At 64.5% G+C, this 15,588-nt stretch carries 14 protein-coding genes; 4 read left to right on the forward strand and 10 right to left on the reverse strand.

Annotation, left to right across the window (positions count from 1 at the left end):
* Positions 1-38: 38 nt before the first annotated feature.
* Together ACTWQN_RS31810 and ACTWQN_RS31815 are read right to left on the reverse strand one after the other, a co-directional pair.
* Positions 39-1,631 (reverse strand): amidohydrolase, encoded by a 1,593-nt coding sequence (locus ACTWQN_RS31810; RefSeq protein WP_443207323.1) that lies wholly within the window; start codon positions 1,629-1,631, stop codon positions 39-41.
* 139 nt (positions 1,632-1,770) lie between these two features.
* Positions 1,771-2,502 (reverse strand): hypothetical protein, encoded by a 732-nt coding sequence (locus ACTWQN_RS31815; protein ID WP_443207324.1) that lies wholly within the window; start codon positions 2,500-2,502, stop codon positions 1,771-1,773.
* A 171-nt stretch (positions 2,503-2,673) separates the two neighbouring features.
* On the opposite strand from ACTWQN_RS31815, the gene ACTWQN_RS31820 reads away from it, so the two are divergent.
* Positions 2,674-3,966, forward strand: coding sequence for a S1C family serine protease (locus ACTWQN_RS31820; protein ID WP_443207325.1), 1,293 nt, complete (start codon positions 2,674-2,676; stop codon positions 3,964-3,966).
* A 59-nt stretch (positions 3,967-4,025) separates the two neighbouring features.
* Here the strand turns inward: ACTWQN_RS31820 and ACTWQN_RS31825 are convergent, their stop codons facing one another.
* The 5 genes from ACTWQN_RS31825 to ACTWQN_RS31845 all read right to left on the reverse strand — a co-directional run bounded on the left by ACTWQN_RS31825 (position 4,026) and on the right by ACTWQN_RS31845 (position 9,530).
* Positions 4,026-4,628: a GTP-binding protein gene (locus ACTWQN_RS31825; protein ID WP_443207326.1), complete on the reverse strand. Its 603-nt coding sequence runs from the start codon at positions 4,626-4,628 to the stop codon at positions 4,026-4,028.
* A 76-nt stretch (positions 4,629-4,704) separates the two neighbouring features.
* A complete protein-coding gene (locus ACTWQN_RS31830; protein ID WP_443207327.1) occupies positions 4,705-5,298 on the reverse strand; it encodes a DUF742 domain-containing protein in 594 nt (197 codons plus the stop codon).
* 7 nt (positions 5,299-5,305) lie between these two features.
* Positions 5,306-5,746, reverse strand: a complete 441-nt coding sequence (locus ACTWQN_RS31835) for a roadblock/LC7 domain-containing protein (RefSeq protein WP_443207328.1) — start codon at positions 5,744-5,746, stop codon at positions 5,306-5,308.
* Between the two features lie 34 nt (positions 5,747-5,780).
* Positions 5,781-8,753: a sensor histidine kinase gene (locus tag ACTWQN_RS31840; protein ID WP_443207329.1), complete on the reverse strand. Its 2,973-nt coding sequence runs from the start codon at positions 8,751-8,753 to the stop codon at positions 5,781-5,783.
* Positions 8,754-9,170: 417 nt separating this feature from the next.
* Positions 9,171-9,530 (reverse strand): hypothetical protein, encoded by a 360-nt coding sequence (locus ACTWQN_RS31845; protein WP_443207330.1) that lies wholly within the window; start codon positions 9,528-9,530, stop codon positions 9,171-9,173.
* Between the two features lie 65 nt (positions 9,531-9,595).
* Between ACTWQN_RS31845 and ACTWQN_RS31850 the strand changes: the two genes are divergently transcribed.
* Both ACTWQN_RS31850 and ACTWQN_RS31855 read left to right on the forward strand, forming a co-directional pair.
* Entirely contained in the window at positions 9,596-10,009 is a 414-nt protein-coding gene (locus ACTWQN_RS31850) for a DUF485 domain-containing protein (protein WP_443207331.1), read from the forward strand.
* Complete coding sequence (locus tag ACTWQN_RS31855) at positions 10,006-11,571, forward strand: monocarboxylic acid transporter (protein WP_443207332.1); 1,566 nt, start codon at positions 10,006-10,008, stop codon at positions 11,569-11,571. Before ACTWQN_RS31850 ends, ACTWQN_RS31855 begins: the two co-directional genes overlap by 4 nt.
* 81 nt (positions 11,572-11,652) lie before the next feature.
* Here ACTWQN_RS31855 and ACTWQN_RS31860 read toward each other — a convergent pair whose 3' ends face one another.
* From ACTWQN_RS31860 to ACTWQN_RS31870, 3 genes are all read right to left on the reverse strand, one after another.
* Positions 11,653-12,441, reverse strand: coding sequence for a lytic polysaccharide monooxygenase auxiliary activity family 9 protein (locus ACTWQN_RS31860; RefSeq protein ID WP_443207333.1), 789 nt, complete (start codon positions 12,439-12,441; stop codon positions 11,653-11,655).
* 411 nt (positions 12,442-12,852) lie between these two features.
* A complete protein-coding gene (locus ACTWQN_RS31865; RefSeq protein WP_443207334.1) occupies positions 12,853-13,404 on the reverse strand; it encodes a GNAT family N-acetyltransferase in 552 nt (183 codons plus the stop codon).
* Positions 13,405-13,646: 242 nt separating this feature from the next.
* A complete protein-coding gene (locus ACTWQN_RS31870; protein ID WP_443207335.1) occupies positions 13,647-13,943 on the reverse strand; it encodes a hypothetical protein in 297 nt (98 codons plus the stop codon).
* 245 nt (positions 13,944-14,188) lie between these two features.
* Between ACTWQN_RS31870 and ACTWQN_RS31875 the strand changes: the two genes are divergently transcribed.
* Positions 14,189-15,529 carry an NAD(P)H-dependent oxidoreductase gene (locus ACTWQN_RS31875; RefSeq protein ID WP_443207336.1) on the forward strand — a complete coding sequence of 447 codons (1,341 nt, stop codon included), beginning with the start codon at positions 14,189-14,191 and terminating at the stop codon, positions 15,527-15,529.
* Positions 15,530-15,588 lie beyond the last annotated feature (59 nt).

Consider the following 15,588-nt stretch of genomic DNA (forward strand, 5'->3'; position numbering starts at 1 on the left):
TTCCAATCAGGCCATGGCCGAGCGCCTCAGCATGAGAATCACGGCGGATCCTCATCGCGCCATACCGGTCGGCCGCCGACCCAGGTTTGGTGAACGTGGACATCCGGTAGGCGCCTGGGGTCGACCGCCAGTGGATCTTCGGACAGCACCACGAAGTCGGCCAGGTTGCCTGCCGCGAGTCGGCCTTTGATCGCGTCCTCACCAGTCGCATACGCCGAACCGATGGTGTAGATCGCCAGTGCCTCCGGCGCGCTGATGCGCTGCGAAGACCCGAGGACTTGACCGGCAGTTCGCCCGGTTGATGAGACGCGGGCCACGCAACTGGCGAGCCCTAGCAGTGGTTCAAAGGGGCCGCACGGAAAATCGCTCGATCCCGCCACCGGCACACCCGCGTCCAACAGGCTGCGGTGCGCGAACATCCGCTCCAGACGATCCGCACCGTAGTAGTCGAGGAGCTTGTCGCCGTGGAACGCCACATAGCTGCCGAAGGGAACGGCGATAGCGCCCAGGTTTTTCATGCGTGCCAGGATTTCCGCGTCCACCAGGCTGCAATGTTCAAGCCGATGCGCGGTGCTGATCGCCGGATGCGCGGCCCTCGCCCTTTCGAGTGCGGTGAGCACGAGCTTGATCGCCCGGTCACCATTGGCGTGGATGGCAAGCCGACTACCAGACGCGTGCACGAGAAGCGCCAGCTCGTTGAGCTCATCGGTGCTCAGCGTTTGAATTCCGTGATTATCAGTGCCTTCGAAAGGTGCCTCGACCAGACAGGTGCCACCGGCGACAGCGCCGTCCGCGAACGCCTTCACACCTCCGACCCGAAGCCAGTGGTCGCCGAACCCAGTACGCAAACCCGCGGCGTGGAAGGTGTCGACATGCCGGAAGGTGAGCAGCGCGTTGACCCGAGTGCTGAGCTCGCCGCGCTGGCGGGCCTCTTGCAGCATCGCCAACTCGGCTGGCCCGACCATCGCGTCGCCGACGCTGGTGATTCCCGCGGCATTCAGTGCGCGAAGGCTGCGCTTCAGCTGCGCCAAGGCAGTTTCGGTGTCCTGTACGGGAAGCACCGGGCAGCCACGTGCAAGCGACGGATATGCCAGATCGAACAACGCTTGCTCGTGGACCACGCCGGTGAGATGGCCAGCAGCATCCCTGCTCAGCTCGCCGCCAGGCGGCGGCGCACTGTCATCGGACAGGCCAGCCGCAGCGAGCCCCGCAGAGTTCAGCACACCCCAGTGCGCGCCGATATTGATCACAAGCAGGGGGTGAACCTCGGTGACTTCGTCCAGATCCGCACGCGACAGCGGAGTTCCGCTGGTCGACCTCCCGTGGTCGTAGCGAGTCCCGAGCACCCATGTTCCGCTGGGAGTGTCGCGCGCACGGCTCCGGATCTTCTCCAGCAGCACCACACGGGAGTTGGCTGCCGACAAGTCGACGCCCCGCTGGTTCGCTGCCGTCATCGTTGGGTGCTGATGTGCGTCGTTGAATCCTGGGATGATCGAGGCTTCACCGAAGTCGACGAGCCTCGCTTCGGGCATGCGGCGGCGCAGGTCACCGAGTTCGCCGACACCGACAATCCATTCGCCCTGGATCGCCAGAGCGGGCCGAGCCGCGTTCGCATACAGCTGGTCGGTCATCGTGACGATCCGACTTGCAGTGACCAAGGTCGGTGGTTGCCCAGCGCTTGCCACAGCACCTCCCACAACAGCGGTCGATGCCTGGCATGCTGCCTGGTAATTCCGTCGAGCACCAGCCGTCGGCACAACTGCGGATCTTTCAAGCCGCGTTGCGTTCAAGCCAAGCCCTTGGTGGTACGTCGCGCGCTGGGGACGCCCTCGGTGGGGTGAGGTCGCCCTTGAAGGTGCGCAGAATCGCGCGTGGCACGGCTGTGCCTCTTCTGCTGCCGAGCTCCATCTCGATGATCAGCTCCTCCAGCCTGCAGAGGTTTTCTCGCTGAACCGCTTCGAACAGCAGACGTTTCGTGAACGCCCAGGTCTGCCAGGTGCGGGCGCCGTCCATGACCGCCCGTACCGGCGGTGCGAGTGGAATACCGTTTACGTACACGGGTTTTGGCAGTCGCGTGGTGCGTTCGAAGTTCGTTCCGCGATAGCTTTGGATCTTGCGGCTGTGTGGGATCAGAACATGGATATCCGCATCTTCCGAGGGGGATTCGAGTCCGTACAGGCGTGCCGCATGCAGACCTGTGATCATCGCGCCGGGTCCGGCGCGTAGCAGGGCAGCGTTGATGCGATCTTCAATCGTCGGCGGTCCGGGTGCGATCAGCAGGACGCCCGGCGCGAGTCGTGTCCAAGGCCCGCCGGGGCGGGCACGCCGATACGACTTGGACTGCGAGATCCCGATCTTCTCCAGTTCGATGACGCGAAGAACCCGTCGGTCGATGTCCGGTGCAGCTGGGATCGCGGTGATCGTTGTATGCATGTCCAGCACTATCCGGTATTCGATGCCCAGCTGCGCTGATTTGTCCAGTTCCGGGCCTGTGTCGGGCACCCTATTTCGCCCGTCGGCCGTCAGTGCGCGAGCATGGGAACCTTTCTGCCACCAAGTGAAAGGAAGGTTCGCATGCTGGCAACTTTCCGAGGTTTGGTGGCTGTGTGGTTTGCGATGAAGTCACAGGCGGCACAAAGGTAGTTCTCAGCTCCACACGGCACTGTCGATGTCATGACAGCAAGTGGAGCCGGTGAATCGCCGGAGAGCAGAGACGACGCGAAGCGCACCCCGGAGCAGGACACCGTGCCTGCCGGATCCTTCAGCCCTGTGTCCGGGCCGCCCCCGAATGCCTCAAGCGCTGATCCAGGCAACCCGCGGACAGCTGAACGTCGACGCTGGAAGGGTGCGATCGCGGTCGCGCTGGCAGCTGGCCTGATCGGAGGTGCGGTCGGGGTCGGCGGCGGGATGTTGCTCGCCGATGGCGGGAACAGCAATATGACGCTTTCGCAACACGATCCCATCACCGGCACGCAGATCAGTGCCCAGACCGGCACCGTGCAGTACGCGGCGGGCAAAGCATCATCGAGCACAGTGGACATCTCGGTTCGGTCCGGCAGGAGCGGCACAGAAGGAACCGGTGTGGTGCTGACCTCGGATGGCTATGTGCTGACCAACAATCACGTGGTCGCCTCGGGCGGTGCGATCAGCGTCACGTTGCCCGATGGAACGAAGAAGACCGCAACTGTTGTGGGTACCTCGCCTTCCTACGACCTGGCGGTGATCAAGCTCGACTCGGTCGAAGGACTCACCGCGGCAGAGCTGGGCAAATCATCGACTCTGACAGTCGGGCAGCCAGTGGTCGCCATCGGCTCGCCGCTCGGGCTGGAAGGAACAGTGACATCGGGCATCATCAGCGCCCTCAATCGAACCGTCGAAGTGGAGGGCGACAACGGTCAGGCCGTCATCTACAACGGTATCCAGACCGATGCTTCGATCAACTCCGGGAACTCGGGCGGACCGCTGGTAAACCTGGACGGACAGGTGATCGGTATCAACTCCAGCATTCTTCCCAGCGGGAGTAGCTCGGGCAACATCGGATTGGGATTCGCGATCCCGATCGACACGGCGAGCAGAGTCGCCAACGAACTCATCAAGGCAGGAGTGGCGACGAAGCCGCAGCTCGGTGTCACCGGCACTGACAGTCAATCCGGGGCTGTGACGGTCAGCTCGGTTGTTGTGGGCTCACCCGCAGAACAGGCCGGACTCAAGGCAGGGGAGACCATCGTCAAGGTCGGTAACCACACGGTCAGCAGTTTCTCCGATCTGGTTGCCCAGATCAGCGCCAACACGCCCGGATCGAAGATCAGCCTCACGGTCGCGGACTCCCAGGGAGGAAACCAACGACAGGTCGAGGTGACCCTGGGCAGTCAGCAAGACAAGGCCGCTGAAACAGTCGAAGACGGGGACACACAACAGCAGAGTCCGTTCATGTGGCCGAACGATCTACTGCCAGGTGACAGGTAGCCGTCTGGAAGGGAACTTTCCAGCCAGGAGATGACAGGAAGGTTCCCTTGCTGCCGCCGTTACGCGGTGCGCTGCATCCACCACTGCATGGCGTATTCGACGAGTTTGATCAACGCCCGCTTGGTGGACTCCCGGTTTCGCGCATCGCACGTGACGATCGGTACGTCAGTTGGGATTGCGATGGCCGCGCGGACCTCCTCGACCCGATGCTGCAGCGCTCCGTCGAAGCAGTTGAGGCCCACGATGTAGGGCAGCCGACGGTCCTCGAAGAAATCGATCGCCGAGAAGCTGTCCGCGAGGCGCCGGGTGTCGACGAGCACCACGGCGCCGATCGCGCCACGGACCAGGTCATCCCACATGAACCAGAACCGCTGCTGACCAGGTGTGCCGAACAGGTACAGGATCAGATCCGAATCCAGGGACAACCGACCGAAGTCCATGGCCACCGTCGTCGTGTTCTTGTCCGGCGTGGCTCGCAGATCGTCGATGCCTTTGCTGGCCTCGGTCATGATGGCCTCGGTGGTCAGCGGCACGATTTCCGACACCGAGCCGACGAACGTCGTCTTTCCGACACCGAAGCCACCCGCGACGACGATCTTCGCCGAAGTCGTGGTCGGGGGCCTGGTGGTGTACGAAGGTCGAAATCGCGTTTCAGAAGTCATGTCTGCCCACCTCAGTTATCGAGCCAAGTTGGTGCCTGCGGGTTGCGCGCTGCTTCACGAGACCCGCGCGGAAGAGTCAGAGCCGACGAAGTCCACTCAAAACCCTCCCCATCAACAGCAAGTGCGAAGTGCTGCCGTTTTCGCTGACCGTTCGGTGCACGGTGATCAGACCGAGGTCGGCCATGTCACTGAGCAGGACTTTCGCCACCCCGAGTGGAACGCTGAGCAACGCACCGATCTCGGCCACCGAGCGCGGATGTCGACACAGGTCCGCGATGCTGTGGTGTTCGAGCCGCTGCAGCCGTCCGGGGTGGCACGACTCGCTGGTGGACACCAGAGTTTCCAGTTCCAGGTGATGGTTCGACCGAGTGCGCCCACCGGTCCAGGCATACGGTCGGATGTAGGTGGCGGCGACTTCGTCCTGCGCGGAAGGTTCCTCGGGCAGCCGTGCCGGGGCAGCGGGCTCACTCGATTCGGGCGAGGGCCAATGCGGTTCCGGCGTCGGTTTCGCCGAACCCCGCGGTTCGGACTCGTCGCTCGCCTGTTTGCGGCGGCCGCGACGACCACTGTCGAGGGCGAACCGATTGAAGACCTCGGCCATGGCGTCCGCTTCGGGTGACTCGTGGTCGCCCCAGCGGCGCCGACCGGACGAGTCCGAACCTGTGCTCATGCCGTCCTCACACCGACTGGCCGGTCATCACACGGTTCGTGCCCTGAAGTTGAGACCGCAGCTCCGGGGTCAGGATCTGGCCGACTCGTTCCACGAGCAGAGCCATCTCGTAGGCGATCAGCCCCATGTCGCAGTGCGGTGCGGCTAGTACTGTCAGGCACGAACCGTCACTGATCGCCATCTGCAGCATCAGGCCGCGTTCCATCTCGACCACGGTCTCAGTCACGGTTCCGGCTTCGAAGCAACGTGCCGCGCCTTGCGTGAGGCTGAGCAGCCCCGATGCGACCGCCGCCAGCTGGTCAGCACGGTCGGTGGGCAGTTTCGCTGACCTGGTCAGCAGCAGGCCATCGGCTGAGACGACCACTGCATGGGCCACGCCAGGAACTCGTTCGGTGAAGTCCGTGACCAGCCAGCCGAACTGGCTCGGTTGGGAATTGTGGGCGTTCATTGGCGCCTCCTGTCCTCTTCACTGATTCGGGTAGTCACCGGCGTTCGTCGGCCGAGTGCTGCGGGTCGCGGAGGCTGTGCTTGCCCTCGCGGACGCCGCGTTGAAAGCTCGCTAGACGCCCGCGCATCAAATCTGCGTCGCGGCGTGGTTTCGGCGCCGACTCGGCGGCTGTTCCCGGCACCAGTTGGGTTCTCGGGGTTCGCCGGGGAAGTCCGGACGGGGTGTAGTCGGCGGGTTCCTGAGCGAACGCTGTTTCGGGCGCCTCGGTGCCGCTGTTGCCACGTGGATTCCGGTCCATTTGCGGCTGTTCGGTTGGTGCGGCGGCGTGGAGCGCCGCTTGCTGCCGGTGGCGGCCACGTCGAACACCGGCCTGGAAACTGGCCAACCGGCTGCGGGCCATGTTCGGGTCGCGGGGCGGATGTCCGCGTTCGTCGTGCTCGACGTCGGCGCTGCCCGCCACCAGATTCGCCTGTGGAACACGCAGCGGAAGCCCTGCCGAGGTGTAATCGGCGGGCTCGGCGGCGGCAACCTCCTCTGCCCGGCGCCAGGCCTGGTCATTGGCGAATATCCACGTCTTCTGGCTGTGCCCGCTCGGCGTGGGTGGCGAGGATGGGAACCTTCCTGTCGCCGGTGACAGGAAGGTTCCCTTGCTCGCAAATTCCGCCGGGGGATGGGGCCATTTGACTGTGGGGTTGGGCTGGGGTTGTGGCCTGGGGATGGGCGTTGATGCCTGGAACCACGCGGAGGCGAGGTCGTCGAAGATTGGTGTCGTGGTCGGGGTGTCGCTGCGGTGTGCCAGGTCGGAGGGGGTCGGGATGATTTCTTCGGTGTTGGAGAGGTCGCTTCGCGGTTGTTGTGGTGGGGCTTGTTCGGCTGGGGATTGGAACAGGCGGAAGCCGTTGCGCACCAGATGACGTTGGCTGGCCGCGTCTTCTTCGGCCGCGTCCCAGTCGAACTCCTCGACGAGCGTGTCCTCTTCCCGATCGTCGCGCACCATGCCGTTGGTCTGGGACATGGGTGCCGGGGCCACGGAGTCCAGCATCAGTTCCGACCCCAGACTCACCGCGACGTGCACGCCGACCTCCTCAGGACCGGGACGCAGCTCGACCCGAATGCCGTGCCGGGCGGCGAGGCGACCGGCGACGAACAAGCCCATGCGTCGGGAGGTGGACAGCTTGTCCTCCGCGTCGCCGGCCAGCCGCTGGTTCACCGCGGCGAGCTCGGCGTGGGTCATGCCGATCCCGCGGTCGACGATGTCGAGCCCCAGCGATCCGTCGCCGCGCCGATGCCCGGAAACGGTGACCTGGGTTTCTGGCGCGGAGAAGTTCGCTGCGTTGTCCAGCAGTTCGGCCAGCAGCCGCACCAGGTCGCTGGCCGCATATCCGACGATCTTGGTGTTCGGCAGGGGCTGGACGACGACCCTCGGGTAGTGCTCGATCTCCGAAACGGAGGCTCGGATCAGATCGGCGGGCGAGGTCGGCTGGGTGAACCGGCGAGCGAGGTCCGTCCCGGAGAGCACCATGAGGTTTTCGTTGTTGCGGCGCATCCGGGTCGCCAGGTGGTCCAGCTGGAACAGGGTCGCCAATTGGTCGGGGTCTTCTTCGTCCCGTTCGAGCTGCTCGAACAACCGAAGCTGCCGCTCCAGCAGGCTTTGGCTGCGCCGCGACACGTTGATGAACGAGTCGCTGAAGCTGCGGCGCAGTTCGGCTTGCTCGGTGGCGAGGTCGACGGCCTGGGTGTGCACGTCGTCGAAGGCCCGCGCGACTTCGCCGATCTCGTCGACGGTCTTCACCGGCACCGGCTCGATGGGCGCCAACGTGCTGTGACCGGCACGGATGTCGGCGACCGCTTGGGGCAACTGGTAGTTCGCGGTGTCCAGCGCGCTGCGTCGCAGCGCGTCCAAGGACCCGAGCAGGTGCCTTGCGACCACCACGACGATGGCACCCGCGATGAGCAGCGCCGACAGCAGGATCACCGACTCCAGCCCGGCCATGTTGCTGGCGGTGTCCTGCAGGGTGAAGGCGGTGCGGTGCAGTTCGTTGTCGAGTTGTGCTTGGAGCGCGTTGAGCGAGTCAAGCGACGTTCGAGATTGGTTCTTCCAGGTCGCGGACGACACCAGCAGCGGAGATAGCCGCGAGGTGTCCCTGTCGCGTTCGGCCATCGCCAATTGCACTGAGGTCTCCCTCGCCGGGACCTCGGGTTTGGCGTAGAGCTGGTCGTAGCGCAGCCGTTGTTGGGGCGTGGCGGCGGCACGGAATTCCTGGACGGCCGCGGCGCGGCGGGATTCGCTGGATGCGAGCCGAGCCAGGTTGTCGGTGGTGAAGTTGCCGCGGGTCAACCCGATGAGTATCAGGGCCTGTTGGAGTTGCACCTCTTCGCCTATCTGGGCCAGTTCGTGCGCGGTGGTCGCGGTGGCAACCAGTTGCGACGAAGAGATCTGGCTGATCAGGGTGCGGTCGAGCGCCAGCAGGACGCCGATGAGCTCGGTGTAGGAGTTGATCGCAACCCCAGGGTCGACGTGGGTGCCCAGCACTTGTCTGCGCAGCGGGGCGAGCTCGGTGAGCTGCCGATCGGTTTCCTGGCGGGCGAACCGGACCGCTTCGCTGTCCGGGGCGACCTGCAACTGGTGCCTGATGTCGTCGGCGGCACGGTCCGAGGCGGTGAAGCGCTCCTGCAGTTCCGGTGCGGATACCGGGCCGCGCACCAGGAACTCGGCGACCTCGCTGCGTTCCTGCTGCAGGCCGTCGATGGCGGAGCGCACCGCGCTGCCAGCGGTGACGACTTGATCCAGTTTGGCGTATTCGGTGGCCTGGTGGGTTTGGTCGCGGATCTGCAATACCCCGAGTATGAGGGCGAAAATCACCGGAACGAGTACAACTGCGGTGATTTTGGCCGGTAGTTTCCAGTTGCGCCATTTGGTGATCCGCCCGGTGATCTTCGGCATGGCGCGCGGCCACGTGGACGCCCCGGTCGCCTCCGCGGGCGTGTCTTCGAGTCCGCTGCTCACGACGCAGTCCTTTCCCGCGCGGTCGAAGTTGTTGCCGACTGCGCGTTCGTGTGGTGGGCAGGCTGGGCCCGTCTGTGGTGTGCGCGGCAGGTCTTGCATGGCTGGCGGCGCTGCCTGTGGCCAGGTGTTTTGCCGGTGGCCGGTGCGGTCGTCGACGCCGGCGTCCGGAGCCTGCGATGTCGGGGGTGATCGCGGCGGTGCCAGATGCGTTGTCGCCGGTTGTCGGTGGCAGAACCCTATCGTGCGCTAAACGATCTTCTTCGGTTCGCTAATTTGGTTTGCTGACCAGCGAATTCGGCCTCCACTGAGATCATTTCTGCGGGGTTGGTGGCGGGTGGTCAAACCCGTGGACACTGATTGTGTTCATTGCGGCGAAGCTGGGAAGTGCTTTTGTCGCCCGATAGGTAGATGTTGAAGCTACGATTGATCCTGCTGCTCGATTGCTTCGCCGGAAGATCCGCGAATTGCCGGACGAGCAAGAAGGATTCCGCTCTGACCAGCTGAAATCGCCTCTTTTGCTGAATCTTTCAGCGCGCGTGCGACGGATCTGGTGGTGGTTCGGCTGATTCTCGGTGCATCAAATTGATCACTTACCGTGATCAGTGAATTCATCAATATGTGTGCTGTGTCGCTGCGATGGTCGGTGCGGCCCAGATCGCTGGTTAGACTTTCGGGCCGGTTGGCATCGCATGCAGCGCGGATTGTCGATGCCCCGGATTCGCGAGCCAACGATATCGCCGGATCGATGCGAACCCAGCTGATCTGCCAAAGAACCACGGGGGAACTCCGATACATCGGCCGAAACCACGTCGATGCAGTTGTTCGACTGCTTGGAAGGACGCATGCCCAACGCACCCCAGCCGACGCGAACCCCCGACGGCGGGCCCACGCCGACGGCCATCTTCGGCGAAATCGACAAGCCCGCGACCCGATCTCACCGATCGGCGCCCGACTACGCCGGCATCGCGTGCAGCCCCGAATTCCGCGACCTGCGCACCAGATTCCGCCGCTTCGCGTTCCCGATGAGCGCGCTGTTCCTCAGCTGGTACCTCGGTTACGTCGCCATCGCCGCATACCTGCCGGAATTCATGAGCATCCGGCTCGTAGGTGTGATCAACATCGGGCTGGTCATGGGCGTCGCGCAGTTCGCGACCACCATCCTCATCACCGCCGGGTACCTCCGCTACGCGGCACGCCAGATCGACCCGCGGGTGCTGGCGCTGTACCGCAACGCGACCGGGGAGGACCCTCGATGATCGACGCGAACCCGGTGCTCAACATGAGCATCTTCGGGGTGTTCGTGCTGATCACGCTGTACATCGTCTACCGCGTGAGCAGCACCGACACCGCCACCGACTACTTCGCCGCCGGTAGCCGATTCACCGGAGCCCAGAACGGCATCGCACTGTCCGGAGACTTCCTGTCAGCGGCATCGTTCCTCGGCATCGCCGGGGCCATCGCGGTGCACGGCTACGACGGCTTCCTCTACTCGATCGGCTTCCTCGTCGGCTGGCTGGTCAACCTGCTGCTGGTCGCCGAACTCCTGCGCAACACCGGACGCTTCACCATGGGCGACGTGCTGAGCTTCCGGATGCGGCAACGGCCGGTCCGCGCCGCGGCAGCGGTGTCCACCCTGGTGATCTCCTTCGTTTACATGATCGCCCAGATGGCCGGGGCTGGCAGCCTGGTCGCGCTGCTGCTCGACGTGCACAGCTCCAGCGGTCAGGCGCTGGTGATCGGCGCCGTCGGCCTGGTCATGGTCGTTTACGTGCTGGTCGGTGGCATGAAGGGAACCACCTGGGTGCAGATCATCAAGGCTGGCTTGCTCATGCTGTGCGCGGCGATGATGACCTTGTTCCTGCTGGGCAAGTTCGGCTACAGCCTGACCTCGCTGCTGCAGCACGCGGCCGAACAGAACCCGCTGGGGGAACGGATCTTCTCCCCTGGAGCGAAGTACGGGGAGAACGAACTGACCAAATTGGACTTCGTGTCGCTGTCGCTCGCCCTGGTGTTGGGCGTCGCCGGGCTGCCGCACGTGCTGATGCGCTTCTACACCGTGCCCAATGCGCTCCAAGCCAGGCGTTCCGTGGTCTGGGCGACCTGCACGATGGCCGTGTTCTACCTGTGCACCCTCGTGATCGGCTACGGGGCGGGCGCGGTCAACGGAACCGAAGCAATCCTCGCCGCGCCAGGTGGTGAGAACTCCGCCGCGCCGCTGCTGGCGTTCCGCGTCGGGGGCACGGTGCTGCTGGGAATCGTCGCCGCGGTCGCCTTCGCGACCATCCTCGCCGTCGTCGCCGGGTTGACGCTGACCGCGTCCGCGTCCTTCGCCCACGACGTGTACGCCAACGTCGTCAAGCGCGGCAAAGCCGATCCGGACTCCGAGGTCCGGGTCGCGCGGCTGACCGCGCTCGTGATCGGCGCGGCGTCGATCCTCGGTGGAATCCTCGTCAACGGGCTGAACATCGCGTTCCTGGTCGCGCTGGCGTTCGCGTTCGCCGCCTCGGCCAACCTGTCGACCCTGCTGTTCTCGCTGTTCTGGCGGAGGTTCAACACCCGAGGCACGCTGTGGGGGATCTACGGCGGGCTGAGCTCGTGCCTGGTGCTGGTCATCTTCTCGCCGGTGGTGTCGGGATCACCGGACTCGATCCTGCCCGGCGCGGATTTCGCGTGGTTCCCGCTGAGCAACCCCGGCATCGTGTCGATCCCGATCTCGTTCCTGTGCGGCTACGTCGGAACGCTGCTCGGCGGCCGAGTCAGCCCGGAACGCACCGCCGAGATGGAGGTCCGCTCCCTCACCGGCATCGGCTCGTCTTGACAGGCATGGAAGCAAGGGAACCTTCCTGTCACTTTTGACAGAAAGGTTCCCTTGCTCCCCCCAGGGGCCTGCGGTCCGGGGTTAGGCGAACAAGCTCATCACCTTGTCCCAGAAGGACGGAGCCGCAGCGGGTGCAGAGGCAGCGGGCTGCGTCGCCTCGTGGGTGGCGTGGTCGTGCGAAGTGGTCGCCGCATCTGCGGGTTGCTGCGCCTCCAGCGCACTGGTCTGAGCAGTGCCCTGCTGGCCGAAGACCACATCCGAGCAGGAGTAGAAGGCCTCCGGGCTGTCAGTGCGCTGCCAGATCGTGTAGAGCATGTGTTGGCCGGTCTTGCTCTCGGGGATCTTCGCGGCGATCGAGTAACCTTCTGCGGTCTCCGGCGGGCTGTCGACATCCGCGATCTTCTCCAGGTCGCCCCACGCCAGCGGCTTCGACGGATCCCAGCCGTCCTTGGTGATGAAGACCTCGAAGCCGCCCTGGTGCTTGGCGGTGGCCTTGAACTCAAGGCTGACGTCGCCGGTCCGCAGTTGGGTTGTCGGCCAGGCCGTGGCCGGGGAATCGAACCCGGAGTACATCGGATCGTTGGCGCTGCAAAGCTTTCCGTCCGGGATCAGCTCCTGGTGCTGGCCATTGGCGTCGCCGATCCGGTTGCTCATCCAGTCGTAGACGGGGGCCGTGCCGTTCTCGGCGACAACTCCCTTGCAGCCCTCGGAGTCCGGGCTCTCCGCGCCTTCCAGAAAACAGGTGTAGGCACGACCAGCCGGGGCCTGCATGTCGCCGTGGGCGAAAGCGGCATGCGGGGCCAGCAGCGTGCCAACAACCGACAAGCCGCCGAGAGCAGCGGCTGCGGCAGCCTTGCGGCGCACATTCACGTCGAGTCTCCTCACTATTCGCCCGTGCCGACGCCGGTTGAACACAACGGAGCGCCGATCACCGGGTACATGGTTTCGGGACGAATAGATATTGACTCGACGAACGGCGTGAAGTCCACCCTGAAATTGTCTGTACCTGCTAACCGAAACCGTGCTTGGAATCAGTGTTTTCGCAGGTGAAGGCGGTTCTTGGTTGCCTGGAATAAATATGTAAGAGCGTCTGACAGGAACAATAAATGCGACTTAACCATTAATTGGCATCAAGGTGCGCAAGGGCTGTTCGGAGAACGTCATCCCGTTTCGTCCGCAGGGCGCGCAAGGGCATCCGAAGTCCGCCAGCGGTGACCGCGCGTCGGCTGACGGGTGAGCAAGGGAACCTTCCTGTCGCCGGTGGGCCCGGATGGGTGTCGTTCAGCGTGGGATCGGGATTTCGAAGTGGATGGTCGGGCTGTACCGCGGGTCTTCGCGTGCGTCGTGGATCTGCTTCGCCACCGCCCGCCAGAAGGGTTCGGCGCCTTCGACCGCTGGGTTGGTGTGCAGGTAGATCGCGGAGTAACCGTCGGTTGCGGCGACGAAGTCGCACGCCATCGAGACGAGGGCGCGCGCGAGTCCGTGTCGGCGATGCGCGCGGTCGACATACACCCGGAACAGTTGGGCGGTCTCGCCGCTGGGGTAGCGGTCGGCGATCCACCGTGGATGTGGCGGGCTGCTGGGGCCGTTGGCTCGAACCGCGGTTGTGGCTGCCACCTCGTTGTTCTGGACGGCGACGAACAGGGCGTGTCGGGGATGGCGCAGGTAGGTGTGCTCGATGTTGATCACATCGGCATGCCATTTCGAGTCGTAGCCGTGCCCGAATTCCTTGTAGAAGGTGTCGAGCATGACCTTTCGTGCGCCGTTGACGTCGGCTGTTCTGGCCGCGCGAACGATGTAGTCGCCGACTCGGTGTTCCAGGTTGTGCTGCATTGCGTCCCTTCCAGGCGATTCAGTGGTGCACGGCCGTTTCGGAGTGACAGGAAGGTTCCCTTGCTGCCGGTCGAAGACGGCCGAATCCGCATCGACGCAATGATAATCATTTTCATCCAGGTCGACAGGGTGGCCCCTGGGGAAGCTGGCTGGCTCGTTGATGAGAGGTCTCGGGCAGATCGGCTGGCGCGCCTGGCGCTACTCAGTTGAGCGCTCTCGGGTGTGCGCCCGCGTGGTGTCGTTCAGTGCTCGTCGTAATGTCCGTCGTGGTGTGCGTGGCGGTGGCCGTCGTGCAGGTAGTCGACGTGGTCGCCGTGCGGGACCGCGACGTGGCCGCAGTTTTCGCCATGAACGTGGTCGTGTTGTGAGTGTTCGATGTGTTCCCTGGTTTCGCACTCGTCGTAATGGTCTTCGTGTTCGCGGTGCAGGTGTCCTTCGTGGACGTAATCGACGTGGTCATGGTGGGGGATTGCGACGTGTCCGCAAGCTGGCCCGTGGGTGTGGTCGTGGTCGGAGTGTTGTTGATGTGAGGCTGCCATCTTGATCTCTCCTGGCATTGAGTGGGATGCCCGAAGAATAAGTCCGCATGCGCGCATGCGCATATTTCGGCGCTGTTGGTGCCCCTCGACAGCAGGTGCGATGAAGGGAACCTTGCTGCCGTAGGCGACACGAGTGACAGGAAGGTTCCCATGCTGCGGCGCTCGGCGGCGGGTTGACGGAGTGTGGGGGTGAGGTTAGTTTCGGCTGTTGTTTTGGTCAGACCGTATGGCCGGTGAGGAGTTTGATGAACCTCCACACTTTGTTGGGTGAGCGGGCTCGTGCTGCAGGACCGGTCAGGGTCGGGGTGATCGGGGCCGGGAAGTTCGCCTCGATGTTCCTGACCCAGGTACTGAACACTGAAGGTGTGCATGTCGTCGGCGTGGCCGACTTGTCGCCGCAGCGGGCGCGGGCAGCACTGGATCGCACCGGCTGGCCAGCCGAGCGCTACGCGGCCGCTAACTTCGACGAAGCGCTGCGCAGCGGCGCGACGCATGTCACGGACAGTGCCGACGCGCTGATAACCGCCCCCGGACTCGATGCGGTCGTGGAGATCACCGGCGATCCCGTGGCAGGCACCTATCACGCGGTTCGGGCGATCGACGCCGGTCGGCACGTCGTGATGGTCAACGTCGAGGCCGACTGCATGGTGGGGCCCTTGCTGGCGCAGCAGGCCCGGAAAGCTGGCGTGGTCTACTCGATGGCCTACGGCGACCAGCCAGCACTGATCTGCGAACTCGTAGATTGGGCGCGCACGGTGGGCTTCGACGTGGTGGCCGCGGGCAAGGGCACGAAATACCTGCCGGAATACCACGCATCCACCCCGGACACCGTGTGGGATCACTACGGCTTCACGCAGGAACAGCTCGACCGCGGCGACTTCAACCCGCAGATGTTCAACTCCTTCCTCGACGGGACGAAGTCGGCAATCGAAATGGCCGCCGTCGCCAACGCCACCGGGCTGCAGCCGCAGGACGAAGGCTTGTTCTTTCCGCCCTGCGGCGTCGACGACCTCTCGACCGTATTCCGGCCGACCGAGATCGGCGGCCAGCTGACCCGCCGGGGCACCGTCGAGATCGCCTCCAGCCTGCACCGCGACGGCACCGAAGTGGCACGTGACCTGCGCTGGGGCGTCTACGTCACCTTCGAGGCGCGCACCGACTACGCGGTCCAATGCTTCGCCGAGTACGGCGTGCGCACCGACGAAACCGGGCGCTACGGCTCGCTCTACCGGCCATATCACATGATCGGACTCGAACTCGGTGTCAGCGTCGCTTCGGCGGCGGTGCGCGGCGAGGCGACAGGATGCCCGACCGGCTTCCGGGGCGATGTGGTCTCGGTAGCCAAACGCGCTCTCAAGGCCGGGGAAATCCTCGACGGCGAGGGCGGCTACATGGTGTACGGCAAGCTCGCCCCAGCCGCGGCGTCGCTGAAGATGGGCGCACTGCCCATGGGATTGGCGCGCGGATTCAAATTGTGCAACGACGTTCCCGAAGGTGGCGTGCTTCGCTGGGCCGACGTCGACGCCGACGATTCGGTGCTGGCGGTGCAGCTGCGTCGGGAGCTGGAGAGAACAATGCGCGGCTGACATCCGCAGCGACCGTAAGGTGAAGCGATCTCAGGTATCACCGCTGCAAATCGAGGAGA

The sequence above is a fragment of the Saccharopolyspora antiqui genome (genome assembly GCF_052246905.1).
Lineage (GTDB): Bacteria > Actinomycetota > Actinomycetes > Mycobacteriales > Pseudonocardiaceae > Saccharopolyspora.